This window comes from Acinetobacter sp. P1332, from assembly GCF_044057475.1.
Taxonomy (GTDB): Bacteria; Pseudomonadota; Gammaproteobacteria; order Pseudomonadales; family Moraxellaceae; genus Acinetobacter; species Acinetobacter johnsonii.
In genome coordinates this window covers 2,080,679-2,103,645 of sequence record NZ_CP171157.1, presented here as the reverse complement: position 1 = coordinate 2,103,645, position 22,967 = coordinate 2,080,679, and the positions used below count along the sequence as shown (strand labels likewise).

The window sequence follows — 22,967 nt, the reverse complement described above, 5'->3', positions numbered from 1 at the left end:
TAGAGTAGTTTATGGCAGTTGTAAAAAAGTCTGTAGATATCAATAATATACGAAACTTTAGCATTATTGCTCACATTGACCACGGGAAGTCAACGCTCGCTGACCGCTTTATTCAAACCTGTGGTGGTTTGCAAGATCGTGAAATGCAAGCACAAGTACTTGACTCCATGGAACTTGAACGTGAGCGTGGTATTACCATTAAAGCTGCGTCGGTTACTTTGTATTACACTCATCCAAATGGTCAAGAGTATCAATTGAACTTTATTGATACACCAGGGCACGTCGATTTTTCATATGAAGTGTCACGGTCATTGGCTGCCTGTGAAGGTGCATTGTTGGTTGTAGATGCTGCGCAGGGCGTGGAAGCTCAGTCGGTTGCGAACTGTTATACCGCAATTGAGCAAGGTCTCGAAGTTCTACCAGTGCTCAACAAAATTGATTTACCACAGGCTGAACCTGAACGTGTGATTCAAGAAATTGAAGACATTATTGGTATTGAAGCGACTGAAGCGCCAACCTGTTCGGCAAAAACAGGTCTTGGGATTGATAGCGTTTTAGAAACCCTTGTTAATGTCATTCCTGCACCTACTGGTGATCGTAATGCGCCATTACAAGCTTTAATTATCGACTCTTGGTTTGATAACTACTTAGGTGTGGTTTCTTTGGTGCGCGTGAAAGAAGGTCGTGTGCGTAAGGGCGACAAGATGTTGATGAAATCAACAGGCCAAACGCACATTATTACTTCTGTGGGTATTTTCAATCCTAAACATACTGAGACAGACATCCTTGAAGCGGGTGAAGTTGGTTTCGTAATTGCAGGGATTAAAGACATTTTTGGTGCGCCAGTCGGTGATACGATTACCCTTGCCAACACACCAGAAGTCAAAACCTTGCCAGGCTTTAAAAAAGTGAAGCCGCAGGTGTATGCAGGTTTGTTCCCAATTGATTCAAGTGAATTTGAACCGTTCCGTGAAGCTTTGCATAAACTTCAGATCAATGACTCGGCGTTATTCTTTGAACCTGAAAGCTCAGATGCTTTAGGTTTTGGTTTCCGTTGTGGCTTCTTAGGCATGCTACACATGGAAATCGTGCAAGAGCGTTTAGAGCGCGAGTATGATTTAGACCTCATTTCATCTGCACCGACTGTGATTTATGAAGCGGTGATGAAGAATGGTGAAACGATTTATATCGATAGCCCATCTAAAATGCCAGATGGTTCAACGGTCGAAGACCTACGTGAGCCGATTGCTGAGTGCCATATCCTTGTACCACAAGAGTATTTGGGTAATGTCATGACTTTATGTGTGGAACGCCGTGGTGTTCAAAAAGACATGAAGTTTATGGCGAACCAAGTTTCGATCACTTTTGAAATTCCAATGGCGGAAGTGGTGATGGACTTCTTTGATAAATTGAAGTCGTGTTCACGCGGTTTTGCGTCGCTCGATTATAACTTTGTACGTTTTGAAAGTTCATCATTGGTAAAAGTCGATGTTCTAATCAATGGCGATAAAGTCGATGCCTTGGCAATGATTTGTCACCGTCAAGATGCACGTCACCGTGGTATTGCATTAGTTGAAAAAATGAAAGATTTGATTCCACGTCAAATGTTTGATGTGGCAATTCAAGCGGCCATTGGCGCACAAATTATTGCTCGTTCAACCGTAAAGGCAATGCGTAAAAACGTATTGGCGAAATGTTATGGTGGTGACGTTTCTCGTAAGAAGAAACTGCTATCGAAGCAAAAAGAAGGTAAGAAACGCATGAAGCAAGTGGGAAGTGTAGAAATCCCACAAGAAGCGTTCTTGGCTGTGTTGAAAGTAGAAAGATAAAAAGGTAGGAATATAAGCCCATGGATTTTGATTTTAATTTGATACTTGTTCCTGTCACACTGATTTTCTTTTTGGTGTGGTTGCTCGATAAGTTTGTATTTAAACAACGAGCGACAAAAGGCAAGGGGAATGAAAATTTTGTCATTACTTGGGCTTATGATTTTTGGCCAGTCCTTGCGATTGTTCTATGCTTACGTTCATTCTTTTATGAACCTTTTAATATTCCTTCCGACTCGATGGTCCCGACTTTAGAAACTGGTGACTTCATCTTGGTCAATAAGTTTGACTATGGTGTTCGCCTGCCGATTGTGAATAAAAAAGTGATTGATGTGGGTGAGCCTGAGCGTGGTGATGTGATTGTCTTCCGTTATCCACCGCAACCGACGATCAGCTATATCAAACGTGTGGTTGGTATTCCTGGCGATCACATTGTTTTTGATCATGGCCAATTAACCATTAATGGTCAAAAAATTGCTAAAGTTCCTGTTGAATTTAGCCGTGAAAAAGACCGTTTAGATACGCCTACTTCGATATATCATAAAGAAACCATTGGCAAGCATACCTTTACCATGCGTGAGTTAGAGGGTGTCAATGTTGCACGCCAAGCACCGTATATTAACTTTGTAGAAAATGGTAAATACTCTGCTGAAAATGGTTTATATTGGGAAGTGAAAGTAAAAGAAGGTGAGTACTTTGCGATGGGGGATAATCGCGACCAAAGTGCTGACAGTCGTTTCTGGGGAATGGTTCCTGAACAGAACCTAACGGGTCGTGCATTTTATATTTGGATGCATAAAGAACCTGGCTTTAAGTTGCCGTCATTTAATCGTAACGGTAGCATTGACTAATATCGATTCGGAAAATAAAAAATGCGCAAGAATCAACAAGGGGCATCTTATATCGCCATTTTATTTGCAATCATGGGGTTTGCATTTATGGCGAAAGTGGCAATTGCAGTTTGGGCTCCTTATTTTGATGATCGGATGATCAATAGCCAAATTGAGGAAGTATTTCAAAGCAGCCCGAAAAATATTCAGCCCGCGGAGTTTGAGAGTCAGCTTTCAAAGCGTTTGGATATGAATGGTATTCGCGATGTGAAGATTAAAGAAATTATGCAAGTCACCAATACCGAAGGGTTGCAGGTGAAAAAGGAGTATGAGGTAAGAAAACCCTTCTTACTGAATATAGATTTAGTATTAAAGTTCGAGAAAAGTTTTGATCAAAGCTCAGTCCAAGCTAAGTGAAGCCCGCTTAGCGAGCCGTATCGGTTATCAGTTTAAACAACCTGAATTACTTCAGCTTGCACTGACCCACCGATCGGTGAGCCACAAATACAATTATGAGCGCCTAGAGTTTCTAGGCGATTCTTTGTTAGGGATGATTATTGCAAATTATCTCTATAAAGCTTATCCAACTGAGAACGAAGGCCGTTTGACGCGTATGCGTGCAACCTTGGTTCGTCAGGAAGCTTTAGGTAAAATTGCAAATGATTTAAAACTGAGCCAGTCACTCATTTTAAGTACAGGCGAGTTAAAATCAGGTGGACATCATCGCGAGTCCATCCTTGCGGATACGGTTGAATCGATTATTGGTGCAATCTATGTGGATTGTAGTGATTTAACGGTGTTGGAGCCGATTGTGTTAAAATGGTACGAGCCATATTTAGACCATATCGAGCCAACCGATCAACTTAAAGATCCTAAATCTCGTTTACAAGAATATCTTCAGGCACGAAAAAAAGCTCTCCCAGTTTATGATGTGGTTGATATTCAAGGTGATGCACCCAATCAGCATTTCAAAGTGGAATGTAAAGTGGATGGATTGTCTGTTGTAAATGGTGAGGGCACCAGTCGTCGTTTTGCTGAGCAAGCTGCTGCGGCGGATATTTTAAAACTTTTGGAGCAGTAATCTGCCATGTCAAATTCTTCCGATCACATCGATGCTGATCACGAGTCGCAAAGCGACAGTAATGATTTAATTAGCCAGTTTTTTAGCGAACAAGGCACAGAAATCCCAACGGATTTTCGTAGCGGCTTTGTGGCAATTGTAGGTCGTCCAAACGTAGGCAAGTCTACGTTGATGAACCATTTATTGGGTCAAAAATTATCGATTACTTCACGTAAACCACAAACCACACGGCATAAGATTGTGGGAATTGATTCACGTGCAAAATCTCAAGCAGTATTTGTGGATACGCCAGGGATGCATAAAAAAGAAGTACGCGCCATCAACAAAATGATGAACCGTGCTGCGTCTTCTGCATTGCGTGATGTCAACTTGGTATTGTTTGTTCTGGATGCAGACAAGTGGACTCAAAACGATGAGCTCGTTTTGGAAAAACTCAAAAATGCAGAGATGCCAGTGATTCTAGTGATCAATAAAATTGATATACTTGAAAATAAAAACCATGCATTACCCTTGATTCAAGAGCGTGCAAAATTAATGAATTTTGCTGAGATTGTTCCTGTTTCTGCACTACGTGGTGCAAACTTAGACCATCTGCGCGATACCATTGAAAAATATTTACCTTTCCAGCCACCGATGTATTCATTGGATCAATTGACAGATCGTTCTGAACGTTTCTTGGCATCAGAAATTATCCGTGAAAAGATTATGCGTCAGTTGGGTGAAGAGCTACCTTATGATTTAACCGTGCAAATTGAGTCGTTTAAGACTGAAGAAGCAACGGTGAATGAAAAAACAGGTCGTCCTAAACCAGCATGTACATATATTGATGCAACGATTTTTGTAGACCGCCCAGGCCAGAAAGCAATTGTGATTGGTGAAAAAGGCGCTAAGCTTAAGAAAATCGGTATGGATGCCCGTATCGATATGGAAAAAATGTTTGAACAAAAGATCATGTTGACACTTTGGGTTAAAGTGAAAGGCGGTTGGTCTGATGATGAACGTGCATTGAAAAGCTTAGGTTATAGCGATATCTAAGTTTTAAGAAAACAAATTTTTATAGGGATGGTGTTATGGTCAAAGTGTTCGCAGTAATGGCTTGTATGTTGTTTTTGCAAGGTTGTATACACAAGATCGTCACCGTTCCTGTAAAGATTGCTTATAAAACCACAAAAGGCGTGGTGAAAGGAACCGCAGCTGTGGTTGGTGCTGTTATCCCAGATGGGGATGATGAAGACAGTGAACAGAATGATAAAGATAAAAAAGATTAGTTAATTTCTCATGCGCAATGAAGTACTGCATGGTTATTTAATTCACCATAGAAAATACCGTGAACGTAGTCATATTGTGCATTTATTTACCCAAGAGCATGGGCGAGTTGATGGTATTCTAAGGCAAACCCCGCCGCCACAATATCAGCCGATTTGTTTACAAGCTTCGGGTAAATCTGAACTCAAAAATTTTACAAAACTTGAAATTGTCAATCAGCCGATTTTTTTCTTCGGGGATGCTTTTTTTTCAGGTTTTTATCTCAATGAGATCCTGCTCAGGCTGTGTCCGCTCGAAGTACAAATGGAGCAAAGTTTTGCTCAATATGCGCATACGCTAACGCAATTACAACAACTGGCACAGCAAGCCGATCCTAATCAATTTTTAAAACAAATTCTAAGACAGTTTGAGCACGAACTGCTGGAAGATTTAGGCTATGCCTTAGATTTTTCGACCGATGCCAATCAACTTGAAATTCAGGCATCACTCAACTATATATTCCAGCTGAATGAAGGCTTTATTCCTACTGCACAAGCCTCGCGATCGACCTTAAATGGACAGCAAATTTTAAGCATGTGCCAATATGAAAAGGGTAGGGATTTTGGTTTGGAGCAGTTACAATTACTGACCAAGTTGTATCGACAAATGATCAGTTCATTGTTGGGCGATCGCCCCTTAAAAAGTCGTCAGTTGTGGATTCAGAACACTCAAACTCAATCGTAATTAGGAAATGAATATGGCTGCATTACTTGGTGTAAATATTGACCACGTGGCAACTTTACGACAAGCGCGTGGAACGTCTTATCCTGATCCAGTCAATGCAGCACTGATCTGTGAGCAAGCAGGGGCGGAAGGGATTACCTTGCATTTACGTGAAGACCGTCGTCATATTCAAGATGATGACGTGCGTCGTATGCGTCCAGCGCTTAAAACACGTATGAATTTGGAGTTGGCAGTCACAGATGAAATGATTGCATTTGCCAAAGAAATTAAACCGCACCATGTATGTTTTGTTCCTGAAAAACGCCAAGAAGTGACGACTGAAGGTGGTTTGGATGTGGTTGGACATTTTGACGATGTTAAAGCGGCAACTCAAGCCTTGTCTGAGATTGGTTGTGATGTGTCCTTGTTTATTGATGCTGACTTTGCACAAATTGATGCAGCGGTTGCTTGTGGTGCACCAACCATTGAAATTCATACAGGCGCTTATGCTGATGCAGAAACACCTGAAGCTCAGCAACATGAGCTTGAACGTATTGTCAAAGGTGCTGAATATGCGGCATCTAAGGGTTTAGTAGTCAATGCTGGGCATGGACTCAACCTTGAAAATGTAACCCCAATTGCGCAAATTCCACAGATCCACGAATTAAATATCGGTCATTCACTGATTGCCGATGCAATTTTTGTGGGCTTGGAACAAGCCGTGCGTGAAATGAAAGCAGTGATTAAAGCTGCACGTTAATTTTAAAGTTTTTAAGATTTGAATATGTCGAATATCAATTATGATGAACTCATGAAGCCCGTCATGGACTTCTTGGGCTGTGAAACACCAAAAGCTTGGTTGGCTGAAGCACTAACTAATCTTGATGTGCTGATGCAAGACCACGCGAATTGTGAGAAGAAAGCTGCAGGTACAGCGATGAACCTGATGTTTCGATATAGTTTTTTTACCGATTTACAAGTCAAGCTTGCACAACTGGTTCGTGAAGAAATGCTGCATTATGAGCAAGTGCTTGAATTTATGAAAAAGCGCGGGCTAGAGTGGAGCAATCTGAGCGCTGGTCGTTATGCGGGTGGTTTACGTAAAGAAGTGCGGACTTATGAGCCTGAGGCTTTAATTGATATTTTAATCATTGGTGCCTTTGTAGAAGCACGTTCATGTGAGCGTTTCTACGCGTTAGCACCTTTGGTCGATGATGAATTAGGTCGTTACTATCGCTACCTGCTGAAGTCTGAATCACGCCATTTTGAAGACTATTTAGCTTTGGCTTTAGATGTTGCGCAAACGGGGAAATTGAAAAATCCGAAAGAAGATATTCAAGCCCGTATTGAACATATCCGTAACGTCGAAAAAGAGCTAATTATTACACCTGATGATGTGTTTCGTTTCCATAGTGGCGTGCCTATGCAAGCGACTTAGAAATAAGGTGGGTGAATGCCACAGTTTGTAGACTGTTCGAAAGTTGCAAATTCTCAGTGTAGATAATTCTAACTCATTAAAAAGCCCAATCTTTATCGATTGGGCTTTTTAATTAGAGATGGGTAGATATGATGTATTGAGAGCTGTAATTCCTTTCCATAAAATCGCGAAATATGAGTCAGTGGAATGAGTTATTTGAGTAGGTGTGCTTAGAATTTTGACGATGATTTCTTGTACTTTTTTATATCTTCCACGTTCCACCATTGCACATCATGAAAAATGGTTACATCAGAAAGAGTATTTCGCAAAGTCTCAGAGACATGATTTAATTGGGTGGAAAGATCTATTTTCTTAAAAAATATTTTTAATGATTGGCTGTGGTGGGTGAATAAAAATTAAAAATAATCTGTCATTTTACTCATAATGATTACATCCAGTAGAAATATCTTTATAAGCAGGATCACTAAAACTAAGCTGGTATTCCCAATTTTTTTGCCCTTTCCATTTTTTCATTTCAGTTGCTGTGATCTGGACGAACATCCACATGTGTTTTAAATGTGCTCATGATTTTTCTTGTGAATCATTTTTTAGTGTTTTTAAGATAAGTTATTTTTCGAGAATAGTTTAGTTCTGGCTTTCTGTTGAACTTAGCTGGAGGATTTACACCTTAAGCGGTAAAACTTTTAATGTGTAGAAAAGAAGAAAGCCCACGACTTATAGTGTGGGCTTTCTTGAATTTGGCTCTCCAACCTGGGCTCGAACCAGGGACCTGCGGATTAACAGTCCGTCGCTCTACCGACTGAGCTATTGGAGAATCTGCATGCGATTATAAGGACATTTCATAGTGGGTCAAGTCTAAAATGTCATGTTGCTGTCATTTTTATATTGGATGCTTTTTATTTGAACAAAAAAATCATTTTCAAAAAAAATCGTATTGAAGTGCTTGCAATGTGGGAAAGTCGTTGATAGTCTGACTTTAACAACAGAGCGTTTAAGTGAAAACTTAAACAGTGTGGATTTATAACCAACTTGCCAGCACTAAAATGGCTAAACAGGAGAAAGCGAATGAATACGCTTACTATTTCCGATATTTTTGCAAACCTAGCTGATTATCAAAATCAGTATCTTTCTATTATTTCCAACCCTGAACAATACTATATCTCTGTAGAGTCAGCCTATATTGATGTTTGGCCAGTCGGTTGTACAGACTTGTATTTGGGTGATTTATTACAACTTTGGTTTAGTGAGCGTTGGCTGGTCAACAGTCCTTGTCAGTTGCTTTCCGCACAGTCGACAAGTACTCTTAAAAAGACTGTGCAGCGAGAACATGATCTGTATTTGTATCAGTTGTCAGGCAGTGCTTTATCAGGTAATAATCGTTCAAAAGTCTGGTCTGCTGCTGAAGGTAAAAGTTTAGACGTGAGTTTAGACAGCGCATTTAAATACTATTGTATTTATAAAGGAGTTGAGCGTCCTGATGCCTCAAAATTGCAGACGCTGAAGACGTTTAAAACCGCAATTTGATCTGTCATGCTGAAGTAAAGTTTAATTTGGCGTAAAAAAGGCACTGAAATTTATCAGTGCCTTTCGTTTTTAGGAACGAATAATCATACAGGTGGCTGTGGCATGGGCGTAGAGTTTACCGTCTTCATCTACAATTTTACCTTCAGAAATACCTAAGTTCTTACTGATGTTGATCACGCTGCCGATGGCAAGCAGTTCTTTGTCTCTTGGAATCGGTCGGCACATTTTAGTATTCAGATCAATGGTGCCATAGCCAACACCTGCTTCAAGCATAGTATGTACAGCGCAACCTGTTACTGAGTCGAGTACTGTTGCTGCAAAGCCACCATGCACGCCACCAAGCGGATTTAAATGGCGGTGATCCGCTTTTGCTTTAAAGCTAATTTTTCCTTCAGAAACTTCAAAAGGCTGCATGGGAATAGTTTCACTGATACTTGCTGGTGGAATTTTTCCTGCACACATGGCTTCTAAGAGTTGTAGTCCTGTCATTTCTTTGGGATTCATCTTGTTCATTCCTATATTTATCTATGAGTTCCTTTTTGGAACTTGTTGTCCAATTAAACAAAATTCAGTCTTTTCGTCAATATTGAGCATTGGATTGATCAGTACAAAATCAACGAAATCGTAATCACGGATTGAGATGATGTTGCGAACGGATTGCATGTAAAAAGTGTAAGCGTATTCATTTTGATGATTTGAGTGTTGATAGAACTGAGTAACCTAAACGTGAGCATTGTTTTAATGTGGTGCACAAAATTTATACACTCTTTGTTTTTTATTTATATATAAGATAAACAAGGTTTTAGTAATTTTATACAGTCTTCACATGAAGAAGGAACTCACAATGAACGTGTCCTGTTTATGCGGTAAAACTAAGTTCCAAGCCGCACTCAAAAATCATGATGTGCATGCTTGTCATTGTTCGATGTGCCGCCAGCAGTCGAGCGGGGTACTCATGAGTATTGATGTCGAACCCAATAGTTTAAAGTTTGACAATCAAGAATATTTAAAATTATTCAAGTCATCGGATTGGGGGGAGCGTGGTTTTTGTAGCGAATGTGGCACGTCACTTTTTTGGCGAACTCAGGACGGCAGCTATTGTAATATCAATGTGTTTGCGATGGAAGAACAGCCAAAAGATTTAAAACTTACAACAGAAATTTATATTGATAATAAGCCTGATTTTTACCAATTCAAGTATTCTACAGAGCAGCTCACTGAAGCGGATGTGATTGCTTTATTTTCACCAGATGATGCTAAAAAATAAGATATTCAGGCTGAATCATCTGAGTTGCACATCGAGATTATTGATAAATTGTATGAGAAAAACTCTCTAGATTTAATAAGATATATTCGATATATCAGCAGGCTGTTGAATAAGGATGCTCAAACATGCTGCTTAAAATTTCCATTGCAATGTTGGCCTTTGCAGCCAATTCGGTGCTATGTCGTTTAGCGTTGGCTGAGCAGCAGATTGATCCGATGAGTTTTAGCTTACTTCGGGTCTGTAGCGGTACAATGGTGTTATTTCTACTGTATATGCTCTCTACTCATAAGGCCAAAATAGAGTGGAGTGTAAAAAACGGTTTTTTTCTTGCCTTATATATTGTGGCTTTTTCACTGGCCTATTTGCATATCGACGCGGGTGTAGGTGCATTACTACTGTTTGGGACAGTTCAATTAAGTATGGTTGGTTATGGCCTGTGTCATGGTGAAAAAATCAATTTACGACGCGGGTTGGGGCTGGTGATCGCTATTTTAGGTCTTTTGATTTTATTGCTACCAGCGTCTTCGGCACCTCCTTTGGGTTATGCTGCATTGATGGTACTTTCAGGCATAGGTTGGGCGATGTATAGCATTGTAGGTAAAAAGATGCATAACCCACTGGCCAGTAGCTTGGCAAATTTTGTAGTGGCGATTCCTTTTGTTGTCTTGGTCTATTTATTTTTTTACACACAGAGTTTTATCCAGCCAAAAGGTATGCTGTTGGCGCTCTTATCTGGTGGTTTGGCATCGAGTGGAGCATATGTACTTTGGTATGCAATAGTGAAGAAAATTGATCGGGTCACGGCCAGTAGCGTGCAATTGTCTGTGCCATGTTTGGCGATTCTGGGTGGGGCATTGTTTATTGGGGAAGCGTTGAGTTTCCGAATCATTATTTCTGCGACGATTATTCTGGCAGGCATTGCCTTGGTGATCTCGGCGTCATCTCGCAAGAAAGACGTAGATACAATAGATTCTGCTGGTACTACACGGCTCTAAAATTATTTAAACGGGCTTAAGAGCAAATTTTTCAGATTTTGTTTAAAAATAAAAAACCCGCGAAGTTCGCGGGTTTCTCTAATCTAACTTTAAAGGTTAAATCATTTTTCAGCAGCAATTGAAGCAATCGCAGCGTCTACGCCTTCGATTGAGTCAGCCGCTTTCTTGATACGTGCAAGCGCATCTACAAGTACGTCATCAGCAGTTGCATAAGAAATACGCATAAAACCGCCTAAGCCGAATGCATCACCAGGAACTACGGCAACGCCAGTTTCTTCCAATAACCATTCAGAGAATTCTGTGCAAGATTTTAAGCCTTTCGCACGAATTAATGGACGGATGTTTGCATATGCATAGAATGCGCCATCAGCAGGTAAGCAAGAAATACCGTTGATGTCGTTCAAACCACTAACAACTAAGTCATGACGGCGTTTGAATGCTTCAATCATAGGCTCAAGAACGTCTTGAGGGCCATTCAACGCAGCTTCAGCAGCAACTTGTGAAATAGAAGTTGGGTTTGAAGTTGATTGAGATTGGATTTTTTTCATTGCGCCAATAAGCTTAGCAGGGCCCGCTGCATAGCCAATACGCCAGCCAGTCATTGCATATGCTTTAGACACACCGTTTAACACGATTGTGCGGTCATAAAGGTCTGGTGCAACTGTTGCGATATTGTAGAATTCGTCATCCCAACGGATTGGTTCGTACATATCGTCAGAAGCGATATAAACTTCTGGGTATTTACGAAGAACATCAGCCAAAGCTTCTAATTCAGCTTTAGTGTAGATCATACCTGTTGGGTTTGATGGACTGTTTAAAACCACTAAACGAGTTTTGTCTGTGATCGCTGCTTCAAGTTGAGCAGGTGTGATTTTGAAACGTTGTTCTTCACCACATTTTACAATAACAGGAACACCTTCAGCGATAATCACCATGTCTGGGTAGCTTACCCAAAATGGTGCAGGGATGATTACTTCATCACCTTTGTTTAACAAAGCTAATGCTAAGTTAAAGAATGACTGCTTGCCGCCACAAGAAACCAAAATTTGGTTTGCAGCATAATCAAGGTTATTGTCACGCTTGAATTTTGCAATAATCGCTTTTTTAAGGCCAGGCGTACCATCTACAGCGGTGTACTTTGTGAAACCGTTGTTAATCGCTGCAATTGCTGCATCTTTGATGTGTTGTGGGGTGTCGAAGTCAGGTTCACCTGCGCCCAAGCCAATAACGTTCTTGCCAGCCGCTTTTAATTCAGCAGCTTTGTTGGTAACAGCAAGAGTTGGGGACGGTTTGATGGCATTCACACGATCAGAGAGACGTACGTCCACGGCAGTATTCCTTCTTATAGGGTTTAAAAAATAAAAAGCACACTATATTAGCTTAAAAAACTCAAGCAAGGCGTTTAAAAACACAGATTTTCTGCAAAAAACATAAAAAAATTCAATTTTGAATTAGGGTCTGTTGACATTTACTGTTCATAATTAACCCTATAAAGGTAGCCATAAAAATATACAGGCTAAAGCAACAGAACTTTGATAATTTCTTTTGAGCTTGTCATATCGAGTAGCTATTCCTCTAAATTGCTTTAATCTACAAAACATATTTTCAACTAAATGCCTGATTTTATATAAACACCAGTCCATATGGTCATTGTTCGATTGGCTATTTGTTTTTTTTGGTATATTCGCTTTAGTCCTTGTTTTCCTGATCTGTTCACGCAGTGGTTCTGAATCATAGCCTTTATCTGCACATACCACTTTTGTCTCTTTTAAATCTAATGTTGATATTAAATCAGGTGCAACTTTAACATCATGTGTGGTTCCATCGGTAATCATGAAATCAATAGGATTGCCATGTGCATCAACAATCAAATGTATTTTTGAGGAGTTTCCTCCTACACTTTTAGAAATAGATTGATTCGCTATACCGGCAGAATGTTGATGAGCACGTACATGAGAGCCATCAATAAAAATCCACTCCATATCGGGGCATGAGGCTAGTAATTTGAATAATCTAAGTAACTTACCGCTGCTTGACCAACGATTAAAACGTTTGAAAATAGAGTTTGAATGACCAAAACAACAAGGAATATCTCGCCACGGACAGCCTGTTCTAATTCTATAGAGAATAGCTTCAATAAAATTGCGTAAATTTGAGTTGTGGTGAATGGATAAATTACGCAGAATAACTTTCAACTTTTGCCAGTGTTGATCTGTCAGCATGGTACGAGGCATAGCGAATAGTAAAATTGGGTTTGGCGATTTGATTTTACTACTTCGCTATTTTTTTAAGCTAAAAGTGTCAACACACCCTAATGATTTCAAAAATGTACAGAATTAGGAAGTTTCTCGCATCTTTATGAAAAAAACTTTAAAATAAGCGCAATTTGATGAGAGTGATGGTCATGAGTAAGCAACAGCCTACTTCAAAAAAACCTTTGGTGAATCTCCCATTCCCAATGCCAAATGCAGAACAAAGTGCTGACGATGTTGCACATAATCAGGTTCGTCCAAAACCTGAACAATATGCAGATCGTACTTGGATGCCACCACGTGGCACCCGTCGTTCAATGGGTAAACGTTAATTCGCCATTGAAATAAAAAAGCGCCCTGGTTAGGGCGCTTTTTTATTGATCATTCGCTGGGTTGTAATTGCTAACCCGTCGATCATTTTGTGCATAGTAGGTTTTTTTGTGTTCATACATCGCAGTGTCGGCACGTTTAAGTATATCTTCAACCCGCTCATTTGGCTGGCTGGTAGCAGTGCCAATCGACACACTAATCGGTTGATGATTATTAAATTGGTTATCTACCATTAAAAGCTCATGCAAACTTTCAATACAATGGTTCAATGCGGCTTCATCGGCGGCAGGTAATAGCACCACGAATTCATCACCACCGATCCTTGAAGCAGAGTATTGGGTATTTTCAATTAACTGATTCAGGGTATTACCCATACGGCGTAATAAGCTATCGCCTTGATCATGACCAAGGTTATCATTGATAGCTTTTAAGCCATTCATATCTAGGAAAATACAAGACACAGGACGTAGGTTGTTGCGCTCAAGTCTGTTGATTTCGGTGCTGTAGAAAGAGCGGTTATAAAGTTTGGTTAAGACATCATGCTTGGCCAAATACTCAAGATAATTTTCGGCTTTTTTGCGCGCAGTAATATCAGTGAGCGCCAGTTGTACCATACCCCAATCGTCTTCGAAGCCTGGAAACACGGCAAAATGCAACAACACATGGCGAATACTTCCATCGAGTGCATAATTGACTGCTTCGCAGTTATGTTGAATATTGCCATCCCACAGTTCGAGCAGCTGATGTCGAAAGGTCTGTTGGGTTGCGTTCTGAAAGACTTTATGCAAATTTTTAAGTAAATGGTCTTTGTCACGTGCAGCAAACAAATCGAGTGTAGCTTGGTTGACATCGGTAACCATGATGTCTCTGAGACATTCATTAATAAAGTCATTGTGGACATCAAGGAAAGTTTTAAAGTCACTGATCCCCAAACGACGTAAATGATCTAAACGTGCTTTGACTCGGCTAAAGTCCTCAACCCAAAGCGAAGTAGGCGAGTATTGAAAACGTGCTTCAGCAATTAAACGACTTTTTTCTTCTAAGCGTTGTGCATTGGCATAAGGCGTGATGTCTTCCGTGCTGATCAGAACCAATGAAAGATCGTGTTCATGACCAGGAAGTACTGTCCCGCGCAGGCGAATGTCAAGGCGATGACCTGTAAGCGTATAGTTTACGGCAGTGTTTTCAAATAAGGTCTCACCATTCCAAAGCGCGACCAGCTCATTTAAATGAGTGCTTGACATATCTGCTTTAAAAATTTGCGCAAGGTTCGCAGTTAAATCTTCAAAACTTTCGGCTTCAAATTGTTTTAAGGTTTGCGGGTTGACATGCAGGACTTTAATTTTATGCGCACAACTTAAAATACGTGATTTGTCTTCCAACAGAAAAGACGCAATATCTTCAACACCTTCACTCCGCCAAAGATCAAATTGTTTTTGTACTTCACTAAAGTCTTCTAACCACATGGCAATGGGAGATAATTCAAAAATAGGAGAGTCCAATAATTGCATTTATATCTCGTTTTTATGTTGGAATTTAAAGCAGTATAAGCGCTAAAAAAACTTTTTAAAATAATGTGATAAAAAAAGTTATTTTTAAAATTTATGTGAGTTTATGGGGGATTTAGTCAAAAAATGCATATTGATTGCGCATAGAAAGTGCATAAGCTCCAATGGTTTTGGAGCTTAAAGAGCGTTTATGCTGATAGCGATAAGCGCTAAATGCTTTGAGGTCGATAGCGAAAAGTTTGTGATTGTTGATATTGATGGTCGCGCCAAAATAAATTGATTACCAATAGGTTTGGAATCAATACCATGAAGAATAAATAAATCAAAAAATTCTTTCGTTGTTGTTGATAGATCTGCATGAAGTCTTGGCTGCTGATGGTTGTGTTGTCTGCTGTGACCGATAACACTAAAACTTCTGGGTAGATAAACTGACGGTTGTCTGTGTAATAACGGATACTAACCTTTTGTTGTTGAAGGTCTTCTAATAGCGGGCAGCTTTTAAAGCGATCCATGAAATTACAAACCAGTCTTAGTGGTTGCTGCTGAGAAGCTTCATTTAATACAATATCTTCATAGTGTGATTTATTACGCCCAGAGCCCACAGTGTAGCTATTTAACCGAATTTGGCCCTCGATGTGTTGTGGGTTAGGTATATGTTTTGCAATACGTACAGCCGAATAGTCAGTAAATTTGCTGAGACTGGAAAGTGCAAAAACATTAATGATGAAGAAGGGTGCCGTCATGAATAAAATATTTAAGAGGAGGTTGTTCTTTTTCGGTTGTTCGTTCTTTGTCTTTTTGAGGAAGGATAAGCATACAATGAAGATAAAGTAGACTGGGGATAGATTTATAAAACTAAAATCCTGAAATTGAGGCAGTTGATAAAATGCAATCAGCATGACAACGGCAATAGCCATACTGAAAAGTGCATGCTTGTTTCTTTTGGATTTTAAGGCTTCAAGTTGTCTATTTGTTTTCATGATTTATTTAAGTTTTTGAAAAGTATGATTATGATTCAGAGTGTAAGTGAACCTTTAAAAGTTAAAAAGGGAAAAGCAGGAACAATACCGTCACATTTTTTGTAGTAGTTGGCGATTGGGGGGTAGGGAAGATTTCAACAACTCTATTATTTTTAACTAAAAAGCCAACTCATAGAGTTGGCTTTTGGGGTTTGAAAGATGGGTTTCAACGAGAGGCTTTCCGCGCACGATGTTCGGGTTTTGGCGGTGCGATTTCTCGGCTGCCTTGCCAAACTTCAATGAAGTCTAGTTCATTGATATTATAAAGTTCCAACAGCGCTAAAATGGCACCACCAAAAAGCATGCGCCCCTCCGCGTTGGTCTCAAAATCAAATATTTTCCCTGACAGCGCATGTAAAATATCTTCAATTTCAAAAACACGATCGCGACCATTACTGTCGGTTGGATACATGCGTGTGTTGAGAATAATTTTGGCTAAACTTTTTTCATTATCGGTTAAGGCCAAATGCTGAATCAGCATGTCATCATTTTGAGTGCTGAAAATCACGGCATCATTAAAAATGGTATGCAAAAACTTTTTATTTAGACGTGGTAGTGTTCTTTCCACAAATGGGCGAAATGATGCGGGGAAAATAACATTATGAGAAATGCCTTTAAACATAGGAGCAATTTCTTCAACTTTATAACCTGCAATACCACAGCCGATAGAGGTTAGAAAGTAAGTCATTTTAGGGTGATTTTTGGTATAGATTTTAAAGTCATCAATATAGTGTTGAATTTGCGAGAGCGGCATTTGCTGTAAGTGTTCGTTCATGGTGGGAATGGCATAACTTTGCCCTGACCAACCACGTCCGACGCCTTTTATTGCGCCAAAGTGTTCAAGTGCAGTTCGGGCAGCACCATCCGCATGTTGACCTGCCATGTTACTACCAAACACAAATACGGTATGTTCATCTAGGTTTTTGACGATGCTTTCGTCATGATATTGGTATGTCATAGGCTCTGATTTTTCGCTCTTCTTCACTTCATGTTGCCCTTGAAATACGGGGGGGTCAAGTGAAAAATCTTTGTAATATTTTCAGTAAATTACATTAAAAATCTAAAAGCAAGAATTGCTCGGGATTGAATCTGTTAAAATAGTCGGTTGAAGAAGCAAATCTTGGGATATGTCTGTGAGTGAGAAACAACCTTTTGATTTAGTCACCAATTACCAACCCGCAGGTGATCAGCCGCAAGCCATCGAAAAGCTTGTTGCTGGAATAGAAAAGGGCTATCACGACCAGTTGTTACTTGGGGTTACGGGTTCAGGTAAAACCTATACCATGGCCAACGTGATTGCGCGGACGCAACGTCCGACCATTGTCATGGCACATAATAAAACCTTAGCCGCACAGCTTTATGGTGAGTTCAAATCTTTCTTTCCGAACAATGCCGTCGAATATTTTGTCAGTTATTATGACTATTACCAACCCGAAGCCTATGTGCCATCTTCAGACACATTTATTGAAAAAGATTCAGCGATCAATGACCACATTGACCAAATGCGTTTATCTGCAACACGTTCGCTCTTAGAACGTCGCGATGCAATTATTGTTGCTTCAGTTTCTGCTATTTATGGTTTGGGTGACCCCAATGCCTATATGAGCATGCTGCTGCATATTGTACAGGGCGATCGTATTGCACGTGATGATATCATTCGTCGTTTGGTGGAAATGCAATATAGCCGTAATGAGCTTGAGTTTTTACGCGGTACCTATCGTATTCGTGGGGAAATTATTGATATTTTCCCTGCGGAATCAGACCAGCATGCGATTCGAATCGAGTTGTTTGATGATGAAGTCGATTCGATTCGTTGGTTCGATCCACTGACAGGCAAACTGGTACGTAAAGTTCCGCGCATAACTATTTACCCAAAAAGTCACTATGTAACACCGAAAGATAATTTAGAGCGCGCCATCGGCACGATTCGTGAAGAGTTAAAAGAACGCTTAGGTTTCTTTCGTGCACATGACAAATTGCTTGAAGCACAGCGAATTGAACAACGTACCCGTTATGATTTAGAAATGATGCAGCAGTTGGGCTATACCAACGGTATTGAAAACTATTCACGTCATTTATCCGGTCGTCCTGCGGGCGAAGCGCCGCCAACCTTATTTGATTATGTTCCTGACGATGCCTTACTAATTATTGATGAGTCACACGTGACTGTGCCGCAAATTGGCGCGATGTATAAAGGTGACCGTTCGCGTAAAGAAAACTTGGTGAATTATGGTTTCCGTCTTCCTAGTGCGCTAGATAACCGCCCAATGCAGTTTGAAGAATGGGAGCGGATTACGCCAGCAACGATTTATGTCAGTGCTACACCAGCCAAATACGAGATTGAAAAAGCCGAGCAAATAGCTGAGCAGGTGGTTCGTCCTACAGGGTTGATTGACCCCGAAATTGAAGTACGTCCGGTATTGACTCAAGTTGATGATGTGTTGTCTGAGATCAATATCCGTAAAGATCTAGATGAGCGTGTTTTGGTAACCACCTTAACCAAACGTATGGCAGAAGATTTAAGCTCGTATTTGAAAGAGTATGGCGTCAAGGTTGCCTATCTGCACTCAGATATTGATACCGTTGAACGGGTGAAAATTATTCATGACTTACGTTCGGGTGTCTACGATGTCCTCGTCGGGATCAACTTACTACGTGAAGGCTTGGACATGCCTGAAGTGTCTTTAGTGGCTATTTTAGATGCGGACAAAGAGGGTTTCTTGCGTTCTGAGCGTTCTTTGATTCAAACCATTGGTCGTGCAGCGCGTAATGTAAAAGGCAAAGCGATTTTATATGGTGATCGGATTACCGATTCGATGCAAAAAGCCATTGATGAAACAGCCCGTCGTCGTGAAAAACAAATGGCCTTTAATGAGCTGCATGGCATTATTCCGCGTAGCACTATCAGACAAAATAAAAAGGATATTGATACAGGCGAAGTGCTGACAGATGATCAAGTTGAAAGTGGTATCACAGATCAACACCAAACCTTAAGTGCAGATCAGCAGCACTTGCTGTCCGATCCGAAACTTCTTGCCAAGCATTTAAGCAAGTTGGAAAAAGAAATGTTAAAAGCTTCTAAAGAGCTACAGTTTGAGCAAGCTGCACGTCTGCGAGATGAAATTTTGCGCTTAAAAGCACAACTTCTAACCTAAGTTGCATTTACATAACGCTACAGTAATTTGGGCAGAAAGCATTATTTTTTAAAGAGATGTTTATTTTTAGATCATAAATTCTGAAATATTAAAGGTACAGTTTATGTCTGCAAATCTTCCAAAGGCGGGTTTTACGCTTGCCAAAATTGCTGTAGGTGGTGCTGTTTTAGTCGGGTTAGGCATGGCAACCATGGCTTATGCCCAGAGCAAACCCTTAGCTGTGGTGGATAAGGTTGAATTAGACCGTTATTTGGGTGTTTGGTACGAAATTGCACGTAAGCCCATGTACTTCCAAAATAAATGTGGAAGTAATGTCTCGGCTACTTATACCCTGAATGAAAATGGCAATGTGACGGTAGATAACCGATGTTATGCCCAAGATGGTAAGTTGATGCAGTCCATAGGTGAAGCATTTGTACAAAACCCACCTTTTAACAGTAAGTTGAAAGTGAGTTTTTTACCTGAAGTGGTGCGTTGGTTACCCATGGCACGGGGGGATTATTGGATTTTAAAAATTGATGATGACTATGAAACGGTTTTAGTGGGTGAGCCACGCCGTAAGTATATGTGGGTGCTTTCTCGCTCGCCACAACCAGACCAAAAAGTCATTAATGAATACTTAGAATATGCAAAGTCAGTGGGTTATGACTTGAATGATTTGATTCATACCAAACAATTGCAAAAATAAAATCTATTAAGCCTTGAAAGCCATGCTGAAGCATGGCTTTTTTAGTTTCATATACGTATTTTAAAACTTGAATAATAAAGCTTTATACAGTCGAACGCTTTATAATCGGAGCCTGGTAAAAATCGCGTAAATCAATGTGGAGTGAAGGATGTATAAAGGTGTTGCACTATCGGTTTTAGCATCCGTCACTTTTGGGGTTTTGTATTTTTATACCTTTTTTTTAAAGCCTTTGGATAGTGAACAAACTTTTGCTTGGCGTATGCTTTCGACCTTACCCTTTTTAACCGCATTCATGTGGTGGAGTGGTGATTTAAAACTCATTTCGGAGTTGTTTAAGCGTATCTTTAAACAACCTTGGATGTTTGCTTGGTTATTGTTTAGTTCGGTTTTATGTACCACGCAGTTGTGGCTATTTTTATGGGGGCCCATGAATGGTCGCGGCCTACAGGTGTCGCTCGGCTATTTTTTACTGCCTTTGGTCATGGTGTTGGTTGGTTGCATCCTTTACAAGGAAAAACTATCCCGCTGGCAAATGGCTGCGGTAGCCCTTGCTATGCTTGGGGTAGGACATGAAATTTGGCGTATTGGTAGCATGGCATGGGAAACGGTTTATATCGCTTTGGCTTATCCTTTGTATTTCTTCCTGCGCCGTGTTTGTAAAACGGATCATTTGGGTGGCTTCTGGTGGGATCTGTTTTTGATTTTACCTGTCGCATTCTATTTGGGCTTTGTGCATAGCGATAGTTTGGCTTTGATACAACAGTTTCCACATCTGATTTTGGCGGTCATTGGACTGGGTTTCTTAAGTGCGATGGGGCTTGGAAGTTATATACTCGCGAGTCGTTATTTACCTTTTGTGATTTTTGGTTTGCTGAGTTATTTGGAGCCAGTTTTACTGGCAGGAGCATCAGTTGCCATGGGAGAGCGTATAGAGGCAGGTGAGTGGTTTACTTATATTCCAATTTGGTTTGCAGTCTTATTGCTTATTATTGAAGGCGTGTTGCATTTATATAAACAGCAACAAAATAAAAAACAGCTCGAACGAAATATTGAGCATTTTGAAAAACAGCAACATTCAGACTAATTTGATGATGTTTGGAGCTGTCATTGCACTAGAATTTGGGCGATAAGCATGTTTCTGATTTGTTTTTTGCCCTTTAAGAATAATTGACTGTTTGATAAAACATCATTTGCGTAACTGTTTATTTTTTATCTAAAAAAATATTTTTTTAATTTTTATACTGCAAAATCATAAGACTAAATGCAATCATTTCTTAAATTAATAATGAATATACGACAAAAAACATCATGCATTTACAGCTTTCGATTCAAACTTGGCGCTAAATCCTTTACAATTGTTGGGTTTTAAAATTTATGCTTAGATTAAATTAATTAGAGGACGTATCTGTGAGCAAAGAGACTATCATCGCCCTACACGCAGAACACCAAGGTCGCTGGAAAAACCGTGAAGAAATCGCGGAACAAATGATCGCTTTGATCGGTCAGCTTTACCGTGAAAAAAATATTGTGGTTTCAGTGTTTGGACGTTCTTTAGTTAACCGTTCAGTTATCCAAATTTTAAAAGCGCACCGTTTCACTCGTATGATGGACGTTGAACTTTCAGTTGTACACACGTTCCCAATTCTTGAAGCGTTAGCTAAAATTGAAAATATCGGTACTGCTGAAATTGATCTAGGCAAATTAGCCGTTGCGTTTAAAGAGCAAGGTGGCGATGTTGATGCATTTGTTGCAGCAGCTGTTAAATCTGTAGAAGGTCGTGCGACTTCAGTAGAAGGCCGTGACGTTGTTCTTTACGGTTTTGGTCGTATCGGTCGTATTCTTGCACGTTTAATGATTGGTCAGTCTGGTCTTGGCCGTGGTTTGAACCTAAAAGCGATTGTGGTTCGTAAGTCATCTGATGGTGATTTGGAAAAACGTGCGTCTTTATTACGCCGTGACTCAATCCATGGTCCATTCTCTGGTACGATTTCTGTTGATGAAGAAAACGAAGCAATCATTGCAAACGGTCAATTCATTAAAGTGATTTATGCGTCGAACCCAACTGAAGTTGATTATACCGATTATGGTATTAGCAATGCGTTAGTGATCGACAACACGGGTAAATGGCGTGATGCTGAAGGTCTTGCTCAACACCTTAAGTGCCCAGGCGCTGCACGTGTGATCTTGACTGCACCAGGTAAAGGCGACATGAAGAACGTAGTGTTTGGTGTGAACCAAGCAGACATTCTTGATGAAGATACCATTATCTCTGCTGCAAGCTGTACAACCAACGCAATTACACCAACACTTAAAGTTTTACATGACAAATACACAGTGTTGAATGGTCACGTTGAAACAGTTCACTCGTTCACAAACGACCAAAACTTAATCGACAACTACCATAAAGCAGACCGTCGTGGTCGTGCTGCAACGTTGAACATGGTGATTACTGAAACAGGTGCGGCTAAAGCGGTTGCTAAAGCACTTCCAGCACTTCAAGGTAAATTAACAGGTAACTCTGTACGTGTTCCAACACCAAACGTTTCACTTGCGATTTTGAACTTAACTTTAGATAAAGAAGTTGATCGTGATGAAGTGAACGAATACATTCGTAAAATTTCAATCAGCTCTAGCCTTCAAGGTCAGATCGGTTATACCAACTCGACTGAAGTTGTATCATCTGACTTTATCGGTTCGCGTACAGCAGGTGTATTTGATGCGCAAGCAACAATCACTTCGGGCAACCGTTTAACTGCATATGTTTGGTACGATAATGAAGTTGGTTATAGCTGCCAAGTTTTACGTATTGCAGAGCAAATGGGCGGCGTAAGCTATCCAAAAATTCCAGCTGAAACAAATGCATAATTTGTAATAGCGACTAAAAAGAGCCTCAATTGAGGCTCTTTTTTTTGCGCTGTTGTTGTGGATGAGGCCAATCAGGTGCGTTGGGGTGACATAAGTATTGGCTTGAGTGGTAAGAGTTGCCAATGTTTAATCCCTACTAATTTACTTAGAATAATTAGAATACTGTGTAGAATAGGGTGATAAAAATTATAGAGTCTGGTTGGTATACCGCCCCCAATGAC

23 protein-coding genes and 1 tRNA gene are annotated in these 22,967 nt (G+C 40.2%); 17 read left to right on the top strand and 7 right to left on the bottom strand.

Annotated elements, in window-relative coordinates; all coding sequences use genetic code 11:
- The first annotated feature begins 11 nt into the window (after positions 1-11).
- Genes lepA through ACFN7Z_RS10230 form a run of 9 tightly spaced genes read left to right on the top strand, consistent with a single transcriptional unit; the run spans position 12 to position 7,143 of the window.
- Positions 12-1,829 carry a translation elongation factor 4 gene (gene lepA / locus ACFN7Z_RS10270; RefSeq protein ID WP_004693672.1) on the top strand — a complete coding sequence of 606 codons (1,818 nt, stop codon included), beginning with the start codon at positions 12-14 and terminating at the stop codon, positions 1,827-1,829.
- A 20-nt stretch (positions 1,830-1,849) separates the two neighbouring features.
- Positions 1,850-2,677 carry a signal peptidase I gene (gene lepB, locus ACFN7Z_RS10265; RefSeq protein WP_010326441.1) on the top strand — a complete coding sequence of 276 codons (828 nt, stop codon included), beginning with the start codon at positions 1,850-1,852 and terminating at the stop codon, positions 2,675-2,677.
- Between the two features lie 21 nt (positions 2,678-2,698).
- Positions 2,699-3,073: a DUF4845 domain-containing protein gene (locus ACFN7Z_RS10260; RefSeq protein ID WP_004693667.1), complete on the top strand. Its 375-nt coding sequence runs from the start codon at positions 2,699-2,701 to the stop codon at positions 3,071-3,073.
- Entirely contained in the window at positions 3,045-3,737 is a 693-nt protein-coding gene (gene rnc / locus ACFN7Z_RS10255) for a ribonuclease III (RefSeq protein WP_004693665.1), read from the top strand. The genes ACFN7Z_RS10260 and rnc overlap by 29 nt, the downstream gene beginning before the upstream one ends.
- Before the next feature lie 6 nt (positions 3,738-3,743).
- A complete protein-coding gene (era, locus tag ACFN7Z_RS10250) occupies positions 3,744-4,772 on the top strand; it encodes a GTPase Era (protein ID WP_010326443.1) in 1,029 nt (342 codons plus the stop codon).
- Positions 4,773-4,807: 35 nt separating this feature from the next.
- Positions 4,808-5,005, top strand: coding sequence for an NF038104 family lipoprotein (locus ACFN7Z_RS10245; RefSeq protein ID WP_004693662.1), 198 nt, complete (start codon positions 4,808-4,810; stop codon positions 5,003-5,005).
- A 10-nt stretch (positions 5,006-5,015) separates the two neighbouring features.
- A complete protein-coding gene (gene recO / locus ACFN7Z_RS10240; RefSeq protein ID WP_004693661.1) occupies positions 5,016-5,726 on the top strand; it encodes a DNA repair protein RecO in 711 nt (236 codons plus the stop codon).
- Between the two features lie 13 nt (positions 5,727-5,739).
- Entirely contained in the window at positions 5,740-6,465 is a 726-nt protein-coding gene (gene pdxJ, locus ACFN7Z_RS10235) for a pyridoxine 5'-phosphate synthase (protein ID WP_004980400.1), read from the top strand.
- A 24-nt stretch (positions 6,466-6,489) separates the two neighbouring features.
- On the top strand, positions 6,490-7,143 hold the full coding sequence (locus tag ACFN7Z_RS10230) for a tRNA-(ms[2]io[6]A)-hydroxylase (RefSeq protein ID WP_010326444.1): 654 nt from the start codon (positions 6,490-6,492) through the stop codon (positions 7,141-7,143).
- Positions 7,144-7,881: 738 nt separating this feature from the next.
- On the opposite strand, the gene ACFN7Z_RS10225 is transcribed toward ACFN7Z_RS10230, so the two are convergent.
- A tRNA-Asn gene (locus ACFN7Z_RS10225) sits at positions 7,882-7,957 on the bottom strand.
- 251 nt (positions 7,958-8,208) lie between these two features.
- On the opposite strand from ACFN7Z_RS10225, the gene ACFN7Z_RS10220 reads away from it, so the two are divergent.
- Complete coding sequence (locus ACFN7Z_RS10220; RefSeq protein WP_010326445.1) at positions 8,209-8,667, top strand: hypothetical protein; 459 nt, start codon at positions 8,209-8,211, stop codon at positions 8,665-8,667.
- 69 nt (positions 8,668-8,736) lie between these two features.
- On the opposite strand, the gene ACFN7Z_RS10215 is transcribed toward ACFN7Z_RS10220, so the two are convergent.
- The gene (locus ACFN7Z_RS10215; protein WP_010326446.1) at positions 8,737-9,171 is read right to left on the bottom strand and encodes a PaaI family thioesterase; all 435 of its coding nucleotides are present in this window, start codon (positions 9,169-9,171) and stop codon (positions 8,737-8,739) included.
- A gap of 340 nt (positions 9,172-9,511) precedes the next feature.
- On the opposite strand from ACFN7Z_RS10215, the gene ACFN7Z_RS10210 reads away from it, so the two are divergent.
- Positions 9,512-9,934, top strand: coding sequence for a GFA family protein (locus ACFN7Z_RS10210; RefSeq protein WP_010326447.1), 423 nt, complete (start codon positions 9,512-9,514; stop codon positions 9,932-9,934).
- 125 nt (positions 9,935-10,059) lie between these two features.
- Positions 10,060-10,929, top strand: a complete 870-nt coding sequence (locus tag ACFN7Z_RS10205; protein ID WP_010326448.1) for a DMT family transporter — start codon at positions 10,060-10,062, stop codon at positions 10,927-10,929.
- A 101-nt stretch (positions 10,930-11,030) separates the two neighbouring features.
- On the opposite strand, the gene ACFN7Z_RS10200 is transcribed toward ACFN7Z_RS10205, so the two are convergent.
- Complete coding sequence (locus ACFN7Z_RS10200) at positions 11,031-12,257, bottom strand: pyridoxal phosphate-dependent aminotransferase (RefSeq protein ID WP_004693649.1); 1,227 nt, start codon at positions 12,255-12,257, stop codon at positions 11,031-11,033.
- Between the two features lie 159 nt (positions 12,258-12,416).
- On the bottom strand, positions 12,417-13,163 hold the full coding sequence (locus ACFN7Z_RS10195) for an IS5-like element ISAba31 family transposase (RefSeq protein WP_029574991.1): 747 nt from the start codon (positions 13,161-13,163) through the stop codon (positions 12,417-12,419).
- A gap of 170 nt (positions 13,164-13,333) precedes the next feature.
- Here ACFN7Z_RS10195 and ACFN7Z_RS10190 point away from each other — a divergent pair, with 170 nt between their 5' ends.
- Positions 13,334-13,513, top strand: coding sequence for a hypothetical protein (locus ACFN7Z_RS10190; RefSeq protein WP_004693646.1), 180 nt, complete (start codon positions 13,334-13,336; stop codon positions 13,511-13,513).
- 42 nt (positions 13,514-13,555) lie between these two features.
- Here the strand turns inward: ACFN7Z_RS10190 and ACFN7Z_RS10185 are convergent, their stop codons facing one another.
- From ACFN7Z_RS10185 to ACFN7Z_RS10175, 3 genes are all read right to left on the bottom strand, one after another.
- Positions 13,556-15,022, bottom strand: a complete 1,467-nt coding sequence (locus tag ACFN7Z_RS10185; RefSeq protein WP_010326449.1) for a sensor domain-containing diguanylate cyclase — start codon at positions 15,020-15,022, stop codon at positions 13,556-13,558.
- A 206-nt stretch (positions 15,023-15,228) separates the two neighbouring features.
- The gene (locus tag ACFN7Z_RS10180) at positions 15,229-15,936 is read right to left on the bottom strand and encodes a hypothetical protein (protein WP_171056717.1); all 708 of its coding nucleotides are present in this window, start codon (positions 15,934-15,936) and stop codon (positions 15,229-15,231) included.
- A gap of 268 nt (positions 15,937-16,204) precedes the next feature.
- Positions 16,205-16,996 (bottom strand): hypothetical protein, encoded by a 792-nt coding sequence (locus ACFN7Z_RS10175; protein WP_395441712.1) that lies wholly within the window; start codon positions 16,994-16,996, stop codon positions 16,205-16,207.
- 175 nt (positions 16,997-17,171) lie between these two features.
- On the opposite strand from ACFN7Z_RS10175, the gene uvrB reads away from it, so the two are divergent.
- The 4 genes from uvrB to ACFN7Z_RS10155 all read left to right on the top strand — a co-directional run bounded on the left by uvrB (position 17,172) and on the right by ACFN7Z_RS10155 (position 22,746).
- Entirely contained in the window at positions 17,172-19,193 is a 2,022-nt protein-coding gene (gene uvrB / locus ACFN7Z_RS10170; RefSeq protein ID WP_010326452.1) for an excinuclease ABC subunit UvrB, read from the top strand.
- Between the two features lie 103 nt (positions 19,194-19,296).
- Entirely contained in the window at positions 19,297-19,881 is a 585-nt protein-coding gene (locus ACFN7Z_RS10165; RefSeq protein ID WP_010326453.1) for a lipocalin family protein, read from the top strand.
- Positions 19,882-20,029: 148 nt separating this feature from the next.
- Positions 20,030-20,965: an EamA family transporter RarD gene (rarD, locus tag ACFN7Z_RS10160; protein WP_010326454.1), complete on the top strand. Its 936-nt coding sequence runs from the start codon at positions 20,030-20,032 to the stop codon at positions 20,963-20,965.
- 323 nt (positions 20,966-21,288) lie between these two features.
- A complete protein-coding gene (locus ACFN7Z_RS10155; protein WP_004980374.1) occupies positions 21,289-22,746 on the top strand; it encodes a glyceraldehyde-3-phosphate dehydrogenase in 1,458 nt (485 codons plus the stop codon).
- Positions 22,747-22,967 lie beyond the last annotated feature (221 nt).

Bases quoted from the DNA above. Each gene is read 5' to 3' on its own strand.
- lepA (WP_004693672.1), top strand. From the start codon at position 12: ATGGCAGTTGTAAAAAAGTCTGTAGATATCAATAATATACGAAACTTT.
- lepB (WP_010326441.1), top strand. From the start codon at position 1,850: ATGGATTTTGATTTTAATTTGATACTTGTTCCTGTCACACTGATTTTC.
- ACFN7Z_RS10260 (WP_004693667.1), top strand. From the start codon at position 2,699: ATGCGCAAGAATCAACAAGGGGCATCTTATATCGCCATTTTATTTGCA.
- era (WP_010326443.1), top strand. From the start codon at position 3,744: ATGTCAAATTCTTCCGATCACATCGATGCTGATCACGAGTCGCAAAGC.
- ACFN7Z_RS10245 (WP_004693662.1), top strand. From the start codon at position 4,808: ATGGTCAAAGTGTTCGCAGTAATGGCTTGTATGTTGTTTTTGCAAGGT.
- recO (WP_004693661.1), top strand. From the start codon at position 5,016: ATGCGCAATGAAGTACTGCATGGTTATTTAATTCACCATAGAAAATAC.
- pdxJ (WP_004980400.1), top strand. From the start codon at position 5,740: ATGGCTGCATTACTTGGTGTAAATATTGACCACGTGGCAACTTTACGA.
- ACFN7Z_RS10230 (WP_010326444.1), top strand. From the start codon at position 6,490: ATGTCGAATATCAATTATGATGAACTCATGAAGCCCGTCATGGACTTC.
- ACFN7Z_RS10220 (WP_010326445.1), top strand. From the start codon at position 8,209: ATGAATACGCTTACTATTTCCGATATTTTTGCAAACCTAGCTGATTAT.
- ACFN7Z_RS10215 (WP_010326446.1), bottom strand. From the start codon at position 9,171: ATGAATCCCAAAGAAATGACAGGACTACAACTCTTAGAAGCCATGTGT.
- ACFN7Z_RS10210 (WP_010326447.1), top strand. From the start codon at position 9,512: ATGAACGTGTCCTGTTTATGCGGTAAAACTAAGTTCCAAGCCGCACTC.
- ACFN7Z_RS10205 (WP_010326448.1), top strand. From the start codon at position 10,060: ATGCTGCTTAAAATTTCCATTGCAATGTTGGCCTTTGCAGCCAATTCG.
- ACFN7Z_RS10195 (WP_029574991.1), bottom strand. From the start codon at position 13,163: ATGCCTCGTACCATGCTGACAGATCAACACTGGCAAAAGTTGAAAGTT.
- ACFN7Z_RS10190 (WP_004693646.1), top strand. From the start codon at position 13,334: ATGAGTAAGCAACAGCCTACTTCAAAAAAACCTTTGGTGAATCTCCCA.
- ACFN7Z_RS10185 (WP_010326449.1), bottom strand. From the start codon at position 15,022: ATGCAATTATTGGACTCTCCTATTTTTGAATTATCTCCCATTGCCATG.
- ACFN7Z_RS10180 (WP_171056717.1), bottom strand. From the start codon at position 15,936: ATGGCTATTGCCGTTGTCATGCTGATTGCATTTTATCAACTGCCTCAA.
- ACFN7Z_RS10175 (WP_395441712.1), bottom strand. From the start codon at position 16,996: ATGACATACCAATATCATGACGAAAGCATCGTCAAAAACCTAGATGAA.
- ACFN7Z_RS10165 (WP_010326453.1), top strand. From the start codon at position 19,297: ATGTCTGCAAATCTTCCAAAGGCGGGTTTTACGCTTGCCAAAATTGCT.
- rarD (WP_010326454.1), top strand. From the start codon at position 20,030: ATGTATAAAGGTGTTGCACTATCGGTTTTAGCATCCGTCACTTTTGGG.